23 protein-coding genes are annotated in these 18178 nt (G+C 28.4%); 19 read left to right on the plus strand and 4 right to left on the minus strand.

What is annotated here, in order from left to right; genetic code table 11:
• Together OWM07_RS07000 and OWM07_RS07005 are read right to left on the minus strand one after the other, a co-directional pair.
• On the minus strand, positions 1-1614 hold the full coding sequence (locus OWM07_RS07000; protein WP_423302965.1) for a PAS domain-containing sensor histidine kinase: 1614 nt from the start codon (positions 1612-1614) through the stop codon (positions 1-3).
• Positions 1615-1683: 69 nt separating this feature from the next.
• Positions 1684-1815 carry a Na+/H+ antiporter NhaA gene (locus tag OWM07_RS07005; RefSeq protein WP_423302966.1) on the minus strand — a complete coding sequence of 44 codons (132 nt, stop codon included), beginning with the start codon at positions 1813-1815 and terminating at the stop codon, positions 1684-1686.
• A gap of 285 nt (positions 1816-2100) precedes the next feature.
• Here OWM07_RS07005 and OWM07_RS07010 point away from each other — a divergent pair, with 285 nt between their 5' ends.
• From OWM07_RS07010 to OWM07_RS07065, 12 genes are all read left to right on the plus strand, one after another.
• Positions 2101-2694, plus strand: a complete 594-nt coding sequence (locus OWM07_RS07010; protein WP_423302967.1) for a TetR/AcrR family transcriptional regulator — start codon at positions 2101-2103, stop codon at positions 2692-2694.
• On the plus strand, positions 2694-3341 hold the full coding sequence (locus OWM07_RS07015; protein ID WP_423302968.1) for a peroxiredoxin-like family protein: 648 nt from the start codon (positions 2694-2696) through the stop codon (positions 3339-3341). The genes OWM07_RS07010 and OWM07_RS07015 overlap by 1 nt, the downstream gene beginning before the upstream one ends.
• A 115-nt stretch (positions 3342-3456) precedes the next feature.
• Positions 3457-4137, plus strand: coding sequence for a haloacid dehalogenase type II (locus OWM07_RS07020; protein ID WP_423302969.1), 681 nt, complete (start codon positions 3457-3459; stop codon positions 4135-4137).
• A gap of 119 nt (positions 4138-4256) precedes the next feature.
• A complete protein-coding gene (locus OWM07_RS07025; protein ID WP_423302970.1) occupies positions 4257-4679 on the plus strand; it encodes an RrF2 family transcriptional regulator in 423 nt (140 codons plus the stop codon).
• A 23-nt stretch (positions 4680-4702) separates the two neighbouring features.
• Positions 4703-6109, plus strand: coding sequence for a cbb3-type cytochrome c oxidase subunit I (locus OWM07_RS07030; RefSeq protein ID WP_423302971.1), 1407 nt, complete (start codon positions 4703-4705; stop codon positions 6107-6109).
• Between the two features lie 9 nt (positions 6110-6118).
• Positions 6119-7003, plus strand: coding sequence for a cbb3-type cytochrome c oxidase subunit II (locus OWM07_RS07035; protein WP_423302972.1), 885 nt, complete (start codon positions 6119-6121; stop codon positions 7001-7003).
• A gap of 13 nt (positions 7004-7016) precedes the next feature.
• The gene (locus OWM07_RS07040) at positions 7017-7205 is read left to right on the plus strand and encodes a cbb3-type cytochrome c oxidase N-terminal domain-containing protein (RefSeq protein ID WP_423302973.1); all 189 of its coding nucleotides are present in this window, start codon (positions 7017-7019) and stop codon (positions 7203-7205) included.
• 45 nt (positions 7206-7250) lie between these two features.
• Positions 7251-7397, plus strand: coding sequence for a CcoQ/FixQ family Cbb3-type cytochrome c oxidase assembly chaperone (locus OWM07_RS07045; protein ID WP_423302974.1), 147 nt, complete (start codon positions 7251-7253; stop codon positions 7395-7397).
• Positions 7387-8586 (plus strand): 4Fe-4S dicluster domain-containing protein, encoded by a 1200-nt coding sequence (locus OWM07_RS07050; RefSeq protein WP_423302975.1) that lies wholly within the window; start codon positions 7387-7389, stop codon positions 8584-8586. Before OWM07_RS07045 ends, OWM07_RS07050 begins: the two co-directional genes overlap by 11 nt.
• Entirely contained in the window at positions 8583-9005 is a 423-nt protein-coding gene (locus tag OWM07_RS07055; protein WP_423302976.1) for a hypothetical protein, read from the plus strand. The genes OWM07_RS07050 and OWM07_RS07055 overlap by 4 nt, the downstream gene beginning before the upstream one ends.
• A gap of 92 nt (positions 9006-9097) precedes the next feature.
• Complete coding sequence (gene ccoS / locus OWM07_RS07060) at positions 9098-9244, plus strand: cbb3-type cytochrome oxidase assembly protein CcoS (protein WP_423302977.1); 147 nt, start codon at positions 9098-9100, stop codon at positions 9242-9244.
• Complete coding sequence (locus OWM07_RS07065) at positions 9228-11696, plus strand: heavy metal translocating P-type ATPase (RefSeq protein ID WP_423302978.1); 2469 nt, start codon at positions 9228-9230, stop codon at positions 11694-11696. Before ccoS ends, OWM07_RS07065 begins: the two co-directional genes overlap by 17 nt.
• Here the strand turns inward: OWM07_RS07065 and OWM07_RS07070 are convergent.
• Together OWM07_RS07070 and OWM07_RS07075 are read right to left on the minus strand one after the other, a co-directional pair.
• A complete protein-coding gene (locus OWM07_RS07070; protein WP_423302979.1) occupies positions 11679-12338 on the minus strand; it encodes a sulfite exporter TauE/SafE family protein in 660 nt (219 codons plus the stop codon). The genes OWM07_RS07065 and OWM07_RS07070 overlap by 18 nt on opposite strands.
• Positions 12335-12763, minus strand: a complete 429-nt coding sequence (locus OWM07_RS07075; protein ID WP_423302980.1) for a hypothetical protein — start codon at positions 12761-12763, stop codon at positions 12335-12337. Before OWM07_RS07075 ends, OWM07_RS07070 begins: the two co-directional genes overlap by 4 nt.
• A gap of 190 nt (positions 12764-12953) precedes the next feature.
• On the opposite strand from OWM07_RS07075, the gene hfq reads away from it, so the two are divergent.
• Genes hfq through greA form a run of 7 tightly spaced genes read left to right on the plus strand, consistent with a single transcriptional unit; the run spans position 12954 to position 18175 of the window.
• Positions 12954-13178 (plus strand): RNA chaperone Hfq, encoded by a 225-nt coding sequence (gene hfq, locus OWM07_RS07080; RefSeq protein WP_423302981.1) that lies wholly within the window; start codon positions 12954-12956, stop codon positions 13176-13178.
• On the plus strand, positions 13179-13718 hold the full coding sequence (locus OWM07_RS07085; RefSeq protein ID WP_423302982.1) for a DUF4416 family protein: 540 nt from the start codon (positions 13179-13181) through the stop codon (positions 13716-13718).
• A complete protein-coding gene (locus tag OWM07_RS07090; protein ID WP_423302983.1) occupies positions 13702-14916 on the plus strand; it encodes a diguanylate cyclase in 1215 nt (404 codons plus the stop codon). Before OWM07_RS07085 ends, OWM07_RS07090 begins: the two co-directional genes overlap by 17 nt.
• Positions 14909-16078: a hypothetical protein gene (locus OWM07_RS07095; protein ID WP_423302984.1), complete on the plus strand. Its 1170-nt coding sequence runs from the start codon at positions 14909-14911 to the stop codon at positions 16076-16078. The genes OWM07_RS07090 and OWM07_RS07095 overlap by 8 nt, the downstream gene beginning before the upstream one ends.
• Entirely contained in the window at positions 16075-16368 is a 294-nt protein-coding gene (locus OWM07_RS07100; protein ID WP_423302985.1) for an FtsB family cell division protein, read from the plus strand. Before OWM07_RS07095 ends, OWM07_RS07100 begins: the two co-directional genes overlap by 4 nt.
• Positions 16361-17701 carry an exodeoxyribonuclease VII large subunit gene (xseA, locus tag OWM07_RS07105; RefSeq protein ID WP_423302986.1) on the plus strand — a complete coding sequence of 447 codons (1341 nt, stop codon included), beginning with the start codon at positions 16361-16363 and terminating at the stop codon, positions 17699-17701. Before OWM07_RS07100 ends, xseA begins: the two co-directional genes overlap by 8 nt.
• Positions 17702-18175, plus strand: a complete 474-nt coding sequence (greA, locus tag OWM07_RS07110) for a transcription elongation factor GreA (protein ID WP_423302987.1) — start codon at positions 17702-17704, stop codon at positions 18173-18175.
• The last annotated feature ends 3 nt before the right edge of the window (positions 18176-18178 follow it).

Raw genomic sequence — 18178 nt, forward strand, 5'->3', positions numbered from 1 at the left:
TTAGCCTCCACATGACAGTGGTAGATAAATATCTACAGTTGTCCCTTCCCCTTGGGTAGAATGAATTTCTATAAAACCACCATGAGATTCAATAATCCCTTTTGCAGCTGAGAGGCCTAAACCTTGAGTTTTTGCCATATCCTCTGTAGTGAAAAAGGGCTCAAAAACTTTATCTAAAATTTCAGGTGGAATACCTATCCCATTATCTATTATAGAAATTTTTAGCATATTCTTGTCATTGTCTAAATAAGCTTTAAAAATAATTTTGCCTTTGTATCCAAATATGTCTGTATTTTCTTTTTTGCGAATTGCTTGTAGAGAATTTTTTAAAATATTTGTAATTGCTTCTCTGATAAGTTCGATATCTATATCCAACATAATATCTTTTGTTTTATCATCTATTTCAAAAGTTATTTTATTATCAGTTATATTTTTAAAGTGGCTTATAGTCATTGTTAAAAATAGTGAAAATGTAGTTTTTTTCTTGAAAAGCCAGAAATTATTTGAATACTTAAGTAGCTTTTCAACTAATGATGCTATCTTTTCTGCAGAATCTGACATCATCTTGATATTTTTAAGTAGAGATTTATCGTTAATTTTGAGTTTTAAAAACTCTGTAGAGGCAAGAATAGGCATCAAAAAATTGTTTATATTATGAGCAATACCACCTGTGAGCTGGACCAAAGATTTTAATCTTTTGTTTTCTATTTCTTTTTTTAGCAGTTCAATTTGACTTGTGATATCTACTTCGACAGCTATAAAGTTTATTATATTCTTATTTTTATCTAAGATTGGAGTAATATATGAGTCAATATGATAAATTTTACCAGATTTTGATTTGTTTATAAAGATTCCGCTCCAACTTTTACCAATGGATAGATTTTCCCACATCTCTTTATAAGTACTTTGAGGGGTTTGTCCAGAGCTTAAGAATCTTGGGTTTAATCCTATAACTTCCTCTTTTGAGTATTCATAAAATGTTTCAAAATAGTTATTTACATATTCTATTTTGTTTTCTTTATTGGTAATGATAATTGCAACCTGTGCATTTTCTATAATATCTAAGTATGTTTTGATTTTTAAGTTTGCTAAATAACTTTCTGTGATGTCATTTACTGTAAGCCAAAGACCTTTGCTATCATCAGATAAGAGTGTTACTTTTCCAGAAATACGGACATATTTTGGCTTTTTAGTGCGTAATTTTAATTCTAACCCAGCTTGTATAGGGTTGTTGAAGTAGCTTTTATATATTGCTCTAAATTTTTCTTTATCATTTTCATCAAGGAAATCAAAAAAGGTAGCAAAGCCTGTTTTTATATAGTTGGTTTCGACAATATCTAAAAAAGTGCTGTTGTATTCTAAGATTATACCTTTATCGTCTAAAGTTATATACCCTGCAGGGGCATTATCATAAAGCTCAAAGTATTTGTTTTTTGCTTCTTCAAGCTCTATCTGTTTTGCTTTTAATTCTTCATTTTGAATTTCTAACTCTTTTTGATACACTAAGATTTCATGAATTAACTCTGATACATCTTTTTTGAGTAATTCACTTTTGAGGTCTTCATAGTTTAGTCGGCTTAAAAGCTCTTCTGCTTTTTCTCTAAGTTTTGACATGTTTAAGTCTCATTAATTTTATTTTATTTATATTATACTTTAAACAGAAACTCAAGTTATATTATATAGTTAACTCTTAATAAATTTTAACATACAATAGCCAATTATACCTGCGATAAAAGATGCAATCAGTATAGCTAACTTTGCAGATTCAATAATATTATAATCACCAAAAGCCATCGATGCAATAAAAATGGACATTGTAATCTTGAATATTAAGGTAGATTATCTATAATTTATTGTATTAAAATTTTGTTTGTATGAAAAGTTTGTTAATGAAAGATACTGTCAAACAATCAAAAAAATAGAAATAAGAGAATATTAATTGATGTGTTACATAATCTTTAAATAGAGAGATTACGACTAAAACAGATAAGATGTTCTAACTTTTGTTCTTTTTAAACCTAAAAAATTTTCATTGACAAATTTTTTAAAAAAACTACATTAAGTAGAGACATACCGACTGGTCGGTATTAGAGGTTTAATATGGTGAAAACAGAAAAAAATACAAAAGAACTTATTTTAGAAAAAACCATTGAGATGATTCATTTAAAAGGTGTTCAGGACACAAGTATAAATGAATTATGTCAAGTAACAGGTATATCAAAAGGTGGAATATTCTTTTATTTTAAAAATAAACAAGAGTTAGTTATGGAATCGCTGAAATATTATGAGAATAAATTCTTAAAATTTATAGAAGATAATTTAGTGGGAGATACTGCATTTGATAAATTGTATAGTCTCTTTAATCAAATTATTTTGTTACATCATTCAAGAAATTTTAGAGGTGGATGCGTTTTAGGTAATAGTGCGTTGGAATTGGCTGATAAAGATGAAGATGTATCAGAAGTGTTAAAAGAAATTTTTTATAAATGGAGTAAGATAATTTCTAATATTTTGAGTGAAGGTATCAAAAAAGGGGAAATAATTGGTGAAATAGACTCTGATTCTTTAGCATTTTCCATTATTTCGGCTGTAGAAGGTGGTATCATGCTATCAAAACTTAATAAAAATTCATACTATTTAATAAATGCAATAAAACTAGTTGTAAATCAACTGGAATCAATAAGGAGGAAATAATGACATTAAAAGAGATAATTGAGAATTTTAAAAAAGAAAGACTCTCACAAATTCCAGATGATGTGAAAGCTATCATGATGAAAGCTACAGAGGAGCTTATTAATAGTGGGATAGAAAATCAATTGCCTAAGGTAGGGGAGAAAATATTTGACTTTACCCTTCCAAATTATGATGGAAAAGAGGTTAGACTTGGTGAGTTACTTGAAAATGGACCTGTTGTATTGAATTTTTATAGAGGTGGTTGGTGCCCTTATTGTAATCTTCAGCTAAATTATCTACAAAGTAGATTAGATGATTTCAAAAAGTATGGAGCTGTCCTTGTGGCAGTTTCACCTGAGTTGCCTGACATGGCTGCATCTACAGTTGATAGACATTCGATAAAGTTTTATGTTTTGTCAGATGTGGATAATAGGGTAGCTAAAAAGTTAGGTCTTGTGTTTAAACTGCCTGATGAGGTTGTATCTATTTATAAAAAGTTGGGGCATGATTTAGAAAAGTATAATGGGAATAATAAATATGAAATCCCAGTACCAGCAACATTTGTAATAGATAAAGACTTTACAATCAGATATTCATTTGGAAAAGCTGATTACACTCAAAGGGCAGAGCCAGATGACATCATAGAAGTATTAAAAACATTGCAGTAATTAAATGTAGAGATTGCCTCATTTTTGATTACTAATTCAGCTTTGTGTTTTTTTATAAAGATAAATTTATGAGGCAATCTCTTTGTATTACTAAAAAATTAATATGAGGTGTTTTATGAGATCTTCTAATATAATTGCTTTTGATATTTATGGGACATTAATTGACACAAAAGGAGTTTTTAATCAAATATTAAGCTTGGTCAAAGATGAACAGCTAGCTTTAAATTTAGTTGATATGTGGAGACAGAAACAACTTGAGTATTCTTTTAGAAGAGGTTTAATGAGAAACTATGTGGATTTTTCAATCTGCACAAAGCAGGCTCTTGAGTATGTAATAAAATATTACAATCTTGATTTATCAGAAGTTGAAATTAAAAATTTGTTAGATATTTACAAAAAATTACCTGTATTTTCTGATGTAAAGGTATCGTTAGAGAAAATAAAAGAAAACAACATAAAAATGTATGCCTTTTCCAATGGTAAACCTGATGATTTGGTGGAGTTATTGAAATTTAACAAGATAATTGATTATTTTGATGATATTATAAGTGTTGATCCAGTAAAAAGTTTTAAGCCTGATCCAGCTGTTTATTTGTATCTATTGAGAAAAACTAATGGTTATCATGCAAATGTATATATGGTTTCCTCAAACCCTTTTGATGTAATAGGAGCTAAAAATGCTGGGTTATTTGCAGTATGGGTAAATAGAGATAATAAAGGTGTTTATGATCCTTGGGAAATAGAGCCAGATTTTGAGATATCCAGCATGAGACAATTAATAGATATAGTTTCGTAGGTTGATATTTTATAATTTGGTATTTTTTATTACTTTAATTTATATACTTAAATTTTTGATTTTAAAAAATATTGACAATTTTTTCTCTTTAAATTAATTGTTTACTAAAGAGGTAAACAATGGCAGAGTTAATTTCTAGAGAAGTTGATTATGCAATAAGAATCGTAGCTTATTTGGCAGGGCAAAAAGAGAAAGTTAAAATTAAAGATATTTGTGATAAATTATATATATCAAAGCCGATTGCTATCAAAATAATTAATAAATTAAAAAAACATAATATCTTAAACACCTTAACAGGTAAAAATGGTGGAATAGAGCTTAATACTGATGTTGAAAAGCTATCTTTGTACGATATTTTATCTTATATGGACTATGTCCCAGTTTTTAATGTATGTGTTGATAAACCATCGATTTGTAAGCTAAACCCTATATGTAAAATCACTACATTTTTTAAGGAAATTCAGGATAAAATAGTTTATAATTTATTAGAGGCTAAAGTAAAAGAATTTATTTTTAAAGATGAGGACTTAGAGAAAGTATAATTAACTTAGTAAAGGGGGTAAATATGAATAAGTATCAGTATGATTATGAAACTGTCAAAGGTTTCATAATCTCAGCTATTTTTTGGGGTGTTGTTGGTTTAATTGCTGGTTTATGGATTTCAATTCAGATGTGGAATCCAGACTTCAATATTGCTCCATATTTTACTTTTGGTAGGCTTAGGACTTTTCATACTAATGTATTGGCTTATGGATTAGGTATTGGTGCAGAGTTTGGTATTTTTTACTATTTAGTTGTAAGGTTGACAAAAAGGGAGTTGTTGTTTCCTAAGTTAGCAAGATTTCATTTATACCTTTTTAATATTGGAGTGGCTCTTGCTGGAATAAGTTTGCTTGCTGGTATGACGCAGTCACTTGAGTATGCAGAATTTGAATGGCCTTTTGATTTGGCTATTGTTATATTATGGGTTATTTTTTCCATTAACATAATCGGAACAGTCTTAAAAAGAAAAGAAGAACAGATGTATATTTCTTTATGGTATATAATTGCTACAGTTATTACTGTTGCTATACTTTATATTGTAAATAACTTATCAATCCCAGCTAGTTTAACAAAATCTTATCATTTATTTGCTGGAGTAAATAGTGCAAATGTTCAATGGTGGTATGGGCACAACGCTGTTGGTTTTTTATTTACTACGCCTATTTTAGCGATGTTTTACTATTTTTTACCTAAGGCAACAAAACTACCTATTTACAGCCATAGATTGTCAATAATTTCTTTTTGGTCATTAATATTTGCATATCTTTGGACAGGTGCTCATCACTTAGTTTATACACCTTTACCAGACTGGATTCAGACTTTGGGGATTGCTTTTACATTATTTTTGATTGCTCCTTCATGGGGTTCTGTGATTAATGGTTATTTTACAGTTGAAGCTGACTGGTCTGTTATGAGAACGAATTATTTAACGAAGTTTTTTATCGCTGGTATAACTTTCTATGGTCTTCAGACTATTCAAGGACCTTCACAGGGGATTAGAGTTATAAGCTCTCTTATCCATTATACTGACTGGGTTCCTGGTCATGTACACATGGGAACAATGGGATGGGTAACAATGACTATTTGTGCTTCGATTTATTACATAATTCCGCATATTTACAAAACCAAAATTTATAGTGAAAAGATTGCAAATATACATTTCTGGCTCGTATTGATAGGGCAATTGATGTTTTCTATAACAATGTGGATTACTGGTATTCAGCAAGGTGCTATGTGGAAAATGACAAATCCTGATGGGACATTAAAATACACTTTTATGGAAACTCTTGTAAGGAATTATCCATACTGGGAAATGAGAACTGTAGCTGGGGTTATTTTTGTGATAGGTATGTTATTCTTTATTTATAATGTATTTATGACCATTAAAAAGGGAAAAGAGAATCTATCTAGTATTACTGCTAATGCATAGGGGGTTATCATGAAAAAGGATATATATAGTAAACCTATTTTATTTGCTTTGGTAGCTGCAGTTACTGTATTGATTGGAACCTTTGTTACAATGTTTTATCCGATGTTTACAAAAGAGATGCATCCAAAATTGGAAAATTTAAAACCGTTTACTGCATTACAACTTGCTGGGAGAGATATTTATCAAAGGGAAGGGTGTGTGAATTGTCATACGCAGACTGTGAGGCCTTTAAAAGCTGATGTTTTGAGATATGGTGATTATTCAAAAGCAGGTGAGTTTGCTTATGATAGACCATTTTTATGGGGTTCAAAAAGGACTGGTCCAGATTTGGCTAGAATTGGTGGTAAATATCCAGATGAATGGCATTACCAGCATTTTGCAAATCCTCAAGCATTTTTTCCAAAATCGAATATGCCAAAATATGATTTCTTGGCAAATAATAAGTTAAATCCTGCTGAAATTAAAAAGCACATGGATGCTCTTGGATTCCCATATACTGAAGATGAGATAAACAAACTTGCAGATAAAACGGAAATGGATGCATTGGTAGCATATATGCAAGTTATTGGGAGTGCAGTAGAAAAGAAAAATGTTATTGTAATTTCTGAAGATAGTGTGGAAGAAACAAGCCCTTTAGCTAATAAACCAGAAGCTATTGCAAAAGGTAAGCTTTTATATCAAAGGGAATGTGCTGCCTGTCATGGTAAAAATGCTGAAGGTAATATTGAATCTTCTTTAGTTGATTACTCTATGGCAGAACCTGCTGATAAGGATACCTTTTTGGCAATTGCAAATGGTATTGAAGAAGCAATGCCTGGATTTGCAAATAAATTTACCAGAGAAGAAATTTGGTCTTTGGTTGAATTTATTAAGAGTTTAAAGAATAAACAGTAATTAGGAGGGATTTATGTATAATGAAGAATTTGATAATTTAGAAGAATTTGAAAGGGAAGATACAAAGCATAAATTACCTGTAGGCTGGCTTATACTGTTTATTGGGCTTATTATATTTGGAATTTATTATGTGATTGCTTATACACCATCTATTAGTGGATGGTCACAGGAGAAAGCTTTTATAGAATCTATGAAGAAGTAAAATAGAGGGGGTTTCCCCTCTATTTTTTCAATGAAGGGGTAAAATATGAGTTATGATTTAATAGCTTATTTATTATTTGGAACTACTTTAGTATTGATTTTTCTCTTTATTATTATCTTCTATTATTCAAAGAATAGGAAAAATAAGGTTGAAGCACCAAAATATAAAATATTAGAAGATGATGAAGATTAAGATAGATTTTTATAGGAAAATAGTTAGATATTTTCTTATAGCTATCAGTGTCATTATACCATTTATACAGATTAAAAATGAAAGTCTGGTTAGATTAGATTTAAAAACCTTAAAACTATATTTTTTCGGGTTTATCTTAAGAATTGATAATTTATTTACTATTTTACTTTTGTCTTTATTTTTGGTGTTTGCTTTTGTGCTAATTACAGTTTTGTTTGGTAGAATTTGGTGTGGCTGGTTTTGTCCTCAAAGTATCATTATGGAATTAACCTTGTTTTTAGATAGAAAAAGTAAAAAGACTAACTTTATTAGGGTAATTTTTAATTATATTTTTGCAGCTATAATTAGTGCTGTTATAACAACAGTTATTTTGCTATATTTTATTAAACCACAAGATTTTATAAGTTCTTTAAGTGGGCTTGCTGGATATTTCTTTGTCACAATTTTTATATTAATATTTTTGGATATAATATTAGTCAGGTATAGGTTTTGTGCAACTGTTTGCCCTTATTCAATGTTACAATCTGTTTTACTTGATAATATGTCATTAGTAATAGCTTTGGATCCAAAAAGAGCTAATGAATGTATAAATTGTATGGGGTGTGTTAGAGTTTGTCCAACAAAAATAGACATTAGGGAAGGATTAAATTCAGCATGTATAGCCTGTGCAAAGTGTGTTGATGCATGTTCAGAAACTATGGCAAGGTTAAATAAAAAGACATTGATAGATTATAGATTTGGGCTAAATAACCAATTTAAGTTTTTTAGAAGTAGTGTAGTTGTAATTTTAATATTAACAATTATTTTTTTAGGTGCAACTGTTTATTCATTTGTAAACTTAAGAAAAGTAGATTTTGAAGTGATACCTAACAATAGTTTTCAACCAAGATATTTCAAAGATTATGCTATAAATTCTTATAAATTTATATTTGAGAATAACAGTTCTGAGCTGATTAAAATTGAATTATACATCAAGAATATAAAAAATTATAAAATAACGCCTACAAATAATATATCTATAAAACCAAATGAAAGATTTGACGAAGTATTTTTTATTTCACTGGGTAAATATGTTTTACAAGATAAACATTTTCTTAATATTGATGTAGTTGCAAAAGTAAATGGAAAAGAGGAAATTGTAAAATCGGTTACTTTTAGACGACCATTTAAAAGAAAGGGAAATAAATGAAGCAGATGATACTTTTAATTTTATCAGGTCTATTAACGATTTTTATAACTCTTTTTTTCGCTGTAAAATACTTTGATGGTAAAATTGTTGAGGAGCCTTATTATACTGGTTTGGATTATGATAAAAATAAAAACTTAATAAATAAATATAATTTCGATATTATTGTAAATAAAATGACAAAAAAAGGGGAAATTTGTTCTGTTGATTTTTCTATAAATGGTGATACAGAGTTTTATTTGAAAGATTTAAATATTAATTATACAGTTGAAAATGGTAGTATTGAATTAGAGAAAAATTTCAAAGGTAATAGTGGAGTGGTAGGATTTGAATGTGTTGATAATAGATATTATATTTTAAAAGCAATCGTAGAACTTAAAGATCATAATTTAACCTTAGAAAAAGTATTGTATGTAAAATAAGGAGGTAGTTATGAAGCTTGGGACTATTGTTATGATATTATCATTAATAATTATGTTGTTAATACCTTTATTAATAGCTCTTAAATATTAAGATGAGCTCTTTATTTTTATTAATACCTATAAGTTTAATTTTGGGGCTGCTTGCTCTTTTTTTGTTTTTTTGGGCGGATAGATCTGATCAGTTTGATGATGTAGAAGGTCCAAAATATAGAATATTAGACGATGAAGACGAAGATTAAAAAAGATAGTGAAGTTGTCTGTTTTCACTGCTTAACTAAAGTCAATAAAAACTTAGCAATTAAAGATTTTGATGGTGAGAAGGAATTATATTTTTGCTGTTCAGGTTGTAAAAGTGTTTATTATATAATTAAAGGCGGTGGGTTTGATTCTTTTTATGATCGCCGTGATGGTTTTAAACCTGGTCCACCTCCAAAGGTTCAGGTATCAGAAGAGCTCTTTTTAGATGATGTTAAACCAATAGAAAATGATGAATTTGAGCTAACCCTTTTTGTTACTAACATCAGATGTGCGTCATGTATCTGGTTGATTGAAAATTATTTAATAAAACAGGATGGAATATTATATGTGAGAGTTAATTATGCTACCCACAAGATGAAGATAATATGGGATAATCGTAAGATTACAATAAAAGATATTTTAACTATTATACAATCTCTAGGTTATTGCCCTTTACCCTTATCACAATTTTCTTCTAACGAAATGTTGCATAGAGAAAAGAAAAATTATTTTTATAGGTTGGTTATTTCTCTCTTTTTTACTATGCAAATTATGATCTTTTCATTTGCTTTGTATGCAGGTTATTTTCAAGGGATAGAACAGAAATATAAGTATCTGTTTCAAATATTAACAATGTTTTTATCCACACCTGTAGTATTTTATTCTGGATGGCCATTTATTAAAAATAGTATAAGTTCATTTAGACATAGAAAAATTAATATGGATATACTTGTTTTTCTGAGTTCTTTTACAGCATATTTTTATAGTGTTGTCGCAATATTTGTTGGTAAAGAGGTTTTTTTTGATACAGCTTCAATGATAATAACACTAATACTTGTGGGAAGGTATATTGAGGTAAGCGCTAAATTAAAAGCAGCTCAAGAAATAAATTTACTTTTTTCTTTAATGCCAAAACAGGCAAAATATTTAGGTGAAAGTTTTACAGATAAAGATTTTGATATTAAAACTTGTGAAGTAAAAATTTTGCCTATAACAAAGATAAAAAAAGGTGGTTTTGTATTGGTTGATAAAGATGAAATTGTACCAGTTGATGGAGAGGTTGTATACGGAAGTTCAGAAGTTGATGAATCTTTATTAACAGGGGAAGCATATCCGATTGTAAAGAAAAAAGGTGAGCATGTATTTGCTGGAACAAAAAATCTTTCAGGAAAATTAGTTGTAAAGACGATAAAAGATTCAAATGAGTTTATTCTTTCTAAAATAATTGATGCTATTCAACAGGCACAGGATTCTGATATAAAAGTTCAATCTTTTGCAAATAAATTTATAGGATTTTTCGTGCCAACTATTATTTTAGTAGCTTTACTTACATTTAGCTTTTGGATGATTTATTCTAATAACTTTATTACTTCATTGATGAATTCGGTTTCTGTTTTAGCAATCGCTTGTCCATGTGCTTTGGGATTGGCAACACCTTTGGCATTATTAGTAGCTATCGCAAATGCAACAAAACACGGGGTTATTATTAAAAATGGCAATATATTAGAACTGCTACCAAAAGCAAATAATTTCTTTTTTGATAAAACTGGTACTCTTACTTTGGGTAGGCCTGAAGTTTTGCAAATAAAATGCTATAGTGGTGATGAAAATTATATTTTAAAAGTTGCTGCCTCTATGGAAAGATTTTCTAAACATGTTATTGCAAAAGCCATTCTTTCAAAATTTGTAGAAGATTTTATTGATTTTGAAGCTATTGAAGAAATACCAGGAAGGGGTGTTTTTGCTAAACTAAATAATAACAATTTTTATTTGGGTAATCTCAAATTTTTACAAGAAAATGGTGTGGCAATTGATGACAAAATTTTAGATGATTTTCAGTATTATGCAAATCGTGGTTTTATTCTGGTTTTTTTAGCTAAAAAAGAAAATGTGTTAGGGGTGATAATTTTATCTGATGAAGTAGATGAAAATGCAAAAGATATTTTGCAATATTTTTTAAATATAGGTAAAAAGTTATTTGTTCTCACAGGAGATAATAAACTTTCATCTCAACAATTTTTAAAAAAATTGGGTTTAGATTTAGCTATTCAATGTCAAATGACACCTTTAGATAAAAAAGATTTTATTGAAGAAAGAAATGAATATGTAAATGTTTTTATTGGGGATGGAATAAATGATGCTCCAGCATTAAAAGTAGCAGATGTTGGTATTGCAATAGGTAAAAGTGGAGCAGATGTAGCAGTAGAAAGTTCTGATGCAGTATTTTTAAATGGAGGTATAGTCCAATTGAAGTATTTATTTAAACTTTCATTGAAAACTATGAAAATTATTAAAAGTAATATTATTTGGGCTTTTTCATATAATTTAATTGCTATCCCACTTGCAGTTGCTGGAAAAATTCATCCTATTATTTCAGCACTGTTCATGAGTCTCAGTTCTTTGATTGTGGTTTTTAACTCTTTACGGATAAAGTTTTTAAAATTTAATCCCTGAATATATAAAAAATAAACCCATTCCAAGCATTAAAATAATGCTCAAAATATTAAAAATTTTCTGAAACTTACGAATTAAATTTCCAAAAATTGCTAAAACTAAAAGAGCAATAGATGTCCCTATGCCAAAAGATAGCATTGATAGCATACTTGCTAATATATCCCCTTTACCTGTTGAAGCTATTAAAGCGCTATATAAAAGTCCGCATGGTAAAAGACCTAATATTAATCCAAAAGTGAAAGGGTTTTTAGGTTGTAGTTTTTTTAAAAAATTTGTAAAAGTTGTGTTAGTGAATTTCTCTTCTAATGTTATTAGATAATTAGATTTTAACATAATTAAGACTGCATAACTTATTAAAAATATCCCTGCAATTATTGCTGATAATTTCTGAAGGCCAATAATATTTCCAGCCAAGTTGGCAATGCCACCTAATAGACCTGTAAGTAAACCTAAAAAGGAGTACATAGATATTCTACCAAGATTGTAAAGAATGTGCGGTTTTAAAAAGATAAAGTAGTTGTTTGATTGTTTATGAAAGTTATTGGATATATAAAGGACGAAAGGGTGGCACATCCCTATACAGTGACCAAACCCTCCCAAAAAACCTAAAGCAAAGAAGCTAAAGATTTCATATAATTTCATTTCATATCAAAGAGAAAAACTTTACTATACTCTTTATAGTTATACCTGAATATTAATTTGCCATACCATCTTTTCCCACCCATCATACATTTGGGCAAAATAACATCAACAACATATTTGTTATCTTTATATGTTAAAGGGAAAACAAGTTTTCCCATATCCATTTTCATGTTGAACTTTACTAAAGGGTTTAAGACTTTGACTTCATTACCATTTTTATCTAAGAATGTGAATTTGAACTTAATGTTTTTTAAAGGTTCTGCAGGTCTAGACATTGAAACTTTAACTTTTATTTCTTCGGATGTTAAGATTTTATCTGTTTCGGTAATGTCAACATTTTCATCATAAGGGATTACAAAGGTTTCTCCAGCGTAAGCAACAATATAAAAAAGTAAAAAGGTCATTAAAAATATTATTTTTTTCATATTGCCCTCCAATAAAATTAATTTCAATATATATAAAAATTTAACTAAAATCAACTAAATTATTACAATTTTGAAAATAATCAAATATAACTATAAATAAGTGCTTGAATAAGTTTAATAACTATTATATAAGTAATTTGTAGCGAATTGTTATAAAATAAAATGAGTATTTAATAAGAGGGGTTGATTTATGAGTAAAAAAGTAAATATTCAGGATGTTTTCCTCAACTATGTTAGGAAAAAAAGGATCCCTGTGACAGTTTATTTGATTAATGGTGTAAAGTTAGAAGGCTTAATTAAGGGGTTTGATAATTTCGTTGTAGTTCTCAAGGATGATTCTCAAAAGATGATTTACAAGCATGCAATTTCTACTATTGCTCCATCGGAAGAAATAGAAGAGATTGAAATGGTTTAGATGGTATTTGGTGGAGGGGTTCGTAAACCTCAAAAAGTAATCTTTTTTAACGCAATATTAATTGATTCTACCTTTATAGGTAAAATTGATGAGTATTTAATAGATATTTTTGGTTTACCTATTTTAAAGTCAGAAGTATTTTCTTTTAATCACACAGATTATTATAAAGATGAAATGGGTGAAAATTTGGTGAAATATTTTGCTTGTTATGATATAATTGATTATCCAGATAAATTACCCCTTTTTAAAAGGGTTGCTGTGGAAATAGAAGAGTTTTTTATGGAAAAAGGGAAAAGAAAGGTAAATATAGATCCTGGTTATATAGCGTTAGAAAAGGTCGTTGCTGCAAGTACTAAAAATTTTTCGCATAGGATATACTTGGGTGATAGTATTTATGCTGATTTACAACTGTATAGAAAGGGTAAAAAATATAATCCTTTACCTTGGACTTTTTATGATTACAAAACTGACAATGCATTAACTTTTTTTGAGAGAGCAAGAGCAATATTAGAGAGGCATTTGCATGAACAAAAAATTTAGCTATTCAAAAATTTTTGATGAGCTTGCTGCAGAGATTTTAAATATTTTAAAAGAGATTCGCAAAAATAATCAAGCATTGGATAAAAAGGTTTTGATAGAATATTTAAATAAAAACGAAACCATAAATCAATTATTAAAAAGTAATAACTGTGATTTGCAAATTGATGAGGTTAGAAGAGAGTTTTTTAACATTTTATCAAAAGTAGAAAGTATTTTACCTAATGATATTATTGATGATTTTAAGAAAGATATTGATAAGACTAGAGATATTTGTGAGTTTAACTCATTATTTATTAAAATATTAAATGCGTTCGCTACATACTTAATTAAAGTAATAAATACATTTAATAAGGTATGGGATGTCTTAAAGGAAACTTTAAAATTTATGGAAGTTTCCAATGACAAGATTTTTGATTTGATTGAAAGTAGTAAAGAAGTTTTTATTGAAGAGATAAAAAATAATGAAAATCTGGACTTGCAACTTGAAAAGATTGAAAAGGAAACAAAACTGGAAAATGATTTAGAAAACTTAAAGAAAAAATTACTGGAAAAATTAAGCGATATTAAAAAGAATCTAAAAGAAACTCAAAGCCATAGAAAACACCAGCTGAAAAAGCTTGAAAATGATGTCAATAAAGTAAAAGAAGAAATTAATAAATATAAAATGCAAATACAACAACTCCAAGAAACTATTAAACAGTTTAAAAAAGAAGCAATTATTGACACTTTAACAAGTATTTATAATAGAAACTTTTTAGAAAAGGTTTTACCTGAGGAGTTTGAAAAATTTAAAAGATACAATCAGGCACTTTCAGTAATTATGCTGGATATAGATGATTTTAAAAAGGTTAATGATAACTTTGGTCATCAAGTAGGTGATAATGTATTAAGATATATTTCTACAGTTATTAAAAACAATATAAGAAAGGTGGATATCCCTTTTAGGTATGGTGGAGAGGAGTTTTTGGTTATATTGCCTCATACAAATTTAGATCAGGCTCTGGTTGTGGCAAATAGGATTTGTAAGGAGTTAAATGAAACATTGTTTAAGATAAAAGGGTTAAGTCTAAAAATTACTGCTAGTATTGGGGTTACGGAAGCAAGGGATAGTGATACTGTCGAATCATTGATTAAAAGGGTAGATGATTTATTACTTAAAGCAAAAAAAGAGGGGAAAAATAGGGTTTTAAGTGGTTGATGAAAGAGTTAATTTTTTGATTGAAAAATTAGAAAATCTTGATTCTTCAAATTTAGATGCGCAAAATTTGAAAATTTTTTATAGTGCTTTAAAATTACCTTTTAATGAAAATTTTTATAATATTTTCTTGAGAAAAAATTTGTTAACTACAATAGAGTTGGACATTTATGCCAAGAAATCTACTGATGAGCAGATAAATTTAATATTGGATAAATCTATACCTGTTGATTTTAAAAGGGTTCCAATTTTGTTATTTTTATTGATAAAAAACTATTCTCATTTAATAAATAAAATTATTAACTTTTTTAAAACTTTGCCTTATGAAATCAAAAAGCAAGTTTTAGGTAATTTGCTTTTTGATGACAAGCTACTATTAGAAATTGTTAGTTATTTTAAAGATGATGTTGACTTTGTTAAAATACTTGTTGAATTACAAAGGTTAAATAGTGATATGGCAAACATATTAGCTGACTCTTATGAGCCAGAAGTTTTATTTTATTTATCAAATTACGACCCAATTGTAAAAAGGGATAAATCAATAATAGTTAAGTTATTAAAAAACCCATATACCCCTGATGATTCTTTAGTAAAGCTTAAACAGTTGTTTTATGAAATAAAAGAGAAAGAATTGACCAAAAAAATTGAAAAAGATTCTGATAAACCTCATGATGCGGATAATAAAGAGAAAAAGTCAGAAGTTGCAATTTTAGAAAAATTAGAAGAAAAGGTTGAAGAAAAATTAAGTGAAACTTTATATACCAAAATTTTAAAGATGAGTGTGCCTGAGAAGATAAAATTGGCTTTAAAGGGGAATAAAAGTGCAAGGAACATTTTAATAAAAGACTCAAATAAACAGATTGCATTATCTGTTTTAAAAAACCCGATGATAACTTTAGATGAAATCGATAAGATCACGAAAAATAAGTCTACACCTGATTATATATTGAGAGAGATTGCTAGAGGGAGCAACTGGATTAAGGATTATCAAATTGTAAGAAATCTTGTTTTTAATCCAAAGACTCCTCCAGATATTAGCATTCATTTACTAAATAGGTTGTATTTAAAGGACTTAGAAATTTTATCTAAATCTAAAGATGTACCTAATGTAGTTCAAGCACAAGCATATAGATTAGTACAACAGAAGAATAAAGCAAAGAAATGATAAGACAGAATTTAATATTAATTGTTTTAATAGTTTTTTTAATTGCTTATTTGTTTTTTAGTGATTATGGAGTTTTAAATTATATTAAAATGATAAAGATAAAAAACAATTATGAGTTGCAGATTAAAGAGTTAGATAAGAAAATAAAAGAACTGGAAAAAGAGGTTGAATTTTTAAAAAAGGATAAAGATTATCTTGAAATGGTAATAAGAAAAGAGTTAAATTTAAAAAAGCCAGGGGAAGATCTTTTTATAATCGAAGATAACAGTTCTGGAAAAAATAATGAATAAATATACTGTATTTGAATTAACAACCAAAATAAAAACAATATTAGAAAGTAGCTTTCCTGGTCAGATATGTGTTGTAGGTGAAATTTCAAACTATTCGATTTCTACTTCAGGGCACTGCTATTTTACTTTAAAGGATGAGAAGGCGCAGATTAAATGTGTTTTTTTCAAAAGATATAGAATTCTAAATAGTGAATATGAGCCGAAAAATGGTGATAAGGTTTTGGTAACTGGAGATCTTTATGTTTATGAAAAAGATGGACAATATCAAATTCTGGTAAAAAAGATAGAATACGATTCGGTGGGTGATTTTTATAAAAAGTTTGAAGAGATTAAGAGAAAATTAGAAAAGGAAGGTTTGTTTGACGCTTCTGTTAAAAAAGAAATTCCTCATGTTATAAGAAAGGTAGCCATTATTACTTCACCAACTGGTGCAGCAATTAAAGACTTTATTAGAACAATTAAAAAAAATGGAGTTAATATCACCATTGATATATGGCCTGCACCTGTTCAAGGTGAAGATGCTATCCCAATAGTAATAGAGCAGATAAATAGACTTAATAGCTTTGTCGAATATTATGATTTATTGATTTTAATGAGAGGTGGTGGTTCATTAGAAGATTTAGCAATTTTTAATGATGAATTTTTAGCAAGAACCTTTTTTAACTCTAAAATCCCTACGATATCTGCGATTGGTCATGAGCGTGATTTTACTATTTGTGATTTTGTAGCTGATTTAAGGGTCGCGACACCTACAGCAGCTGCAGAAAGGGTGTCAGAATATTATTTAACTATAGAAGAACGCATAGAAAATCTTCAAAAACATTTAGTAAAAGAAATGGAATATATCTTAATGTATAACTTACAATATTTGGATACATTAGATGCAAGACTTCATAAAAATTCCCCCTTACAAAAAGTTAGATCGCAAATACAAGATATAAATTTGATCGAAAAAAGGATGATAAGTTTTTTAAAAGAGATTTTAGTAACTCATGAGAGAAAAATTTTTGAGAGTATAAGAAAATTAGATATATTTAACCCGGTTAATAAAATTGAGAATTATTCTGTACAACTTGAACAATATTTAAAGAATATTAAATCTGTAATGCGAAATAGAATAGATTTATTACGAAGTAGACTTGATATGATGCTCAATAGCTTGAATTTAACCAACCCTGATAATATATTAGAAAAGGGTTATGCTATTGTCTTTAAAGAAGGGGATCCCATTACAAGTGTGAAAAATTTGCATTTAGAAGATGAGCTTGAAATTAAATTAAAAGATGGTTATATTAACGGTTTTGTGACTGGTAAAAAGTATCGGAGGCATTAGATGGATAGGATACCAATAACGAAAGAGGGTTATGAAAAAATTAAAGCAGAACTTGAAAGATTAAAAAAAGTTGAAAGAAAAGAAGTAATAAAAGCTATTGAAGAGGCAAGAGGGCATGGAGATTTGAGTGAAAATGCAGAATATGATGCTGCAAAGGAAAGACAAGGGATGATTGAAGCAAGAATAGCTGAGTTAGAGTATAAAATGGCAAGATTTGATGTTATAGATACATCAAAACTAAAGGGTGATAAGGTAGTATTTGGTGCTACAGTTAAAATAGAAAATTTGGATACAGGTGAAATAAAGAAATACAAAATTGTAGGGCCTGACGAATCTGATATTTCAAAAGGGAAAATTTCTATTTTATCACCAATTGCAAGAGCTTTGGTAGGCAAAAAGGTTGGGGATTGTGTAATTGTAAATGCTCCGAATGGTGAGATTGAATATGAAATTTTAGAGATATCTTTTGATTAATTT

It is taken from the genome of Deferribacter thermophilus (assembly GCF_049472675.1).
GTDB classification, from domain to species: Bacteria; Chrysiogenota; Deferribacteres; order Deferribacterales; family Deferribacteraceae; genus Deferribacter; species Deferribacter thermophilus.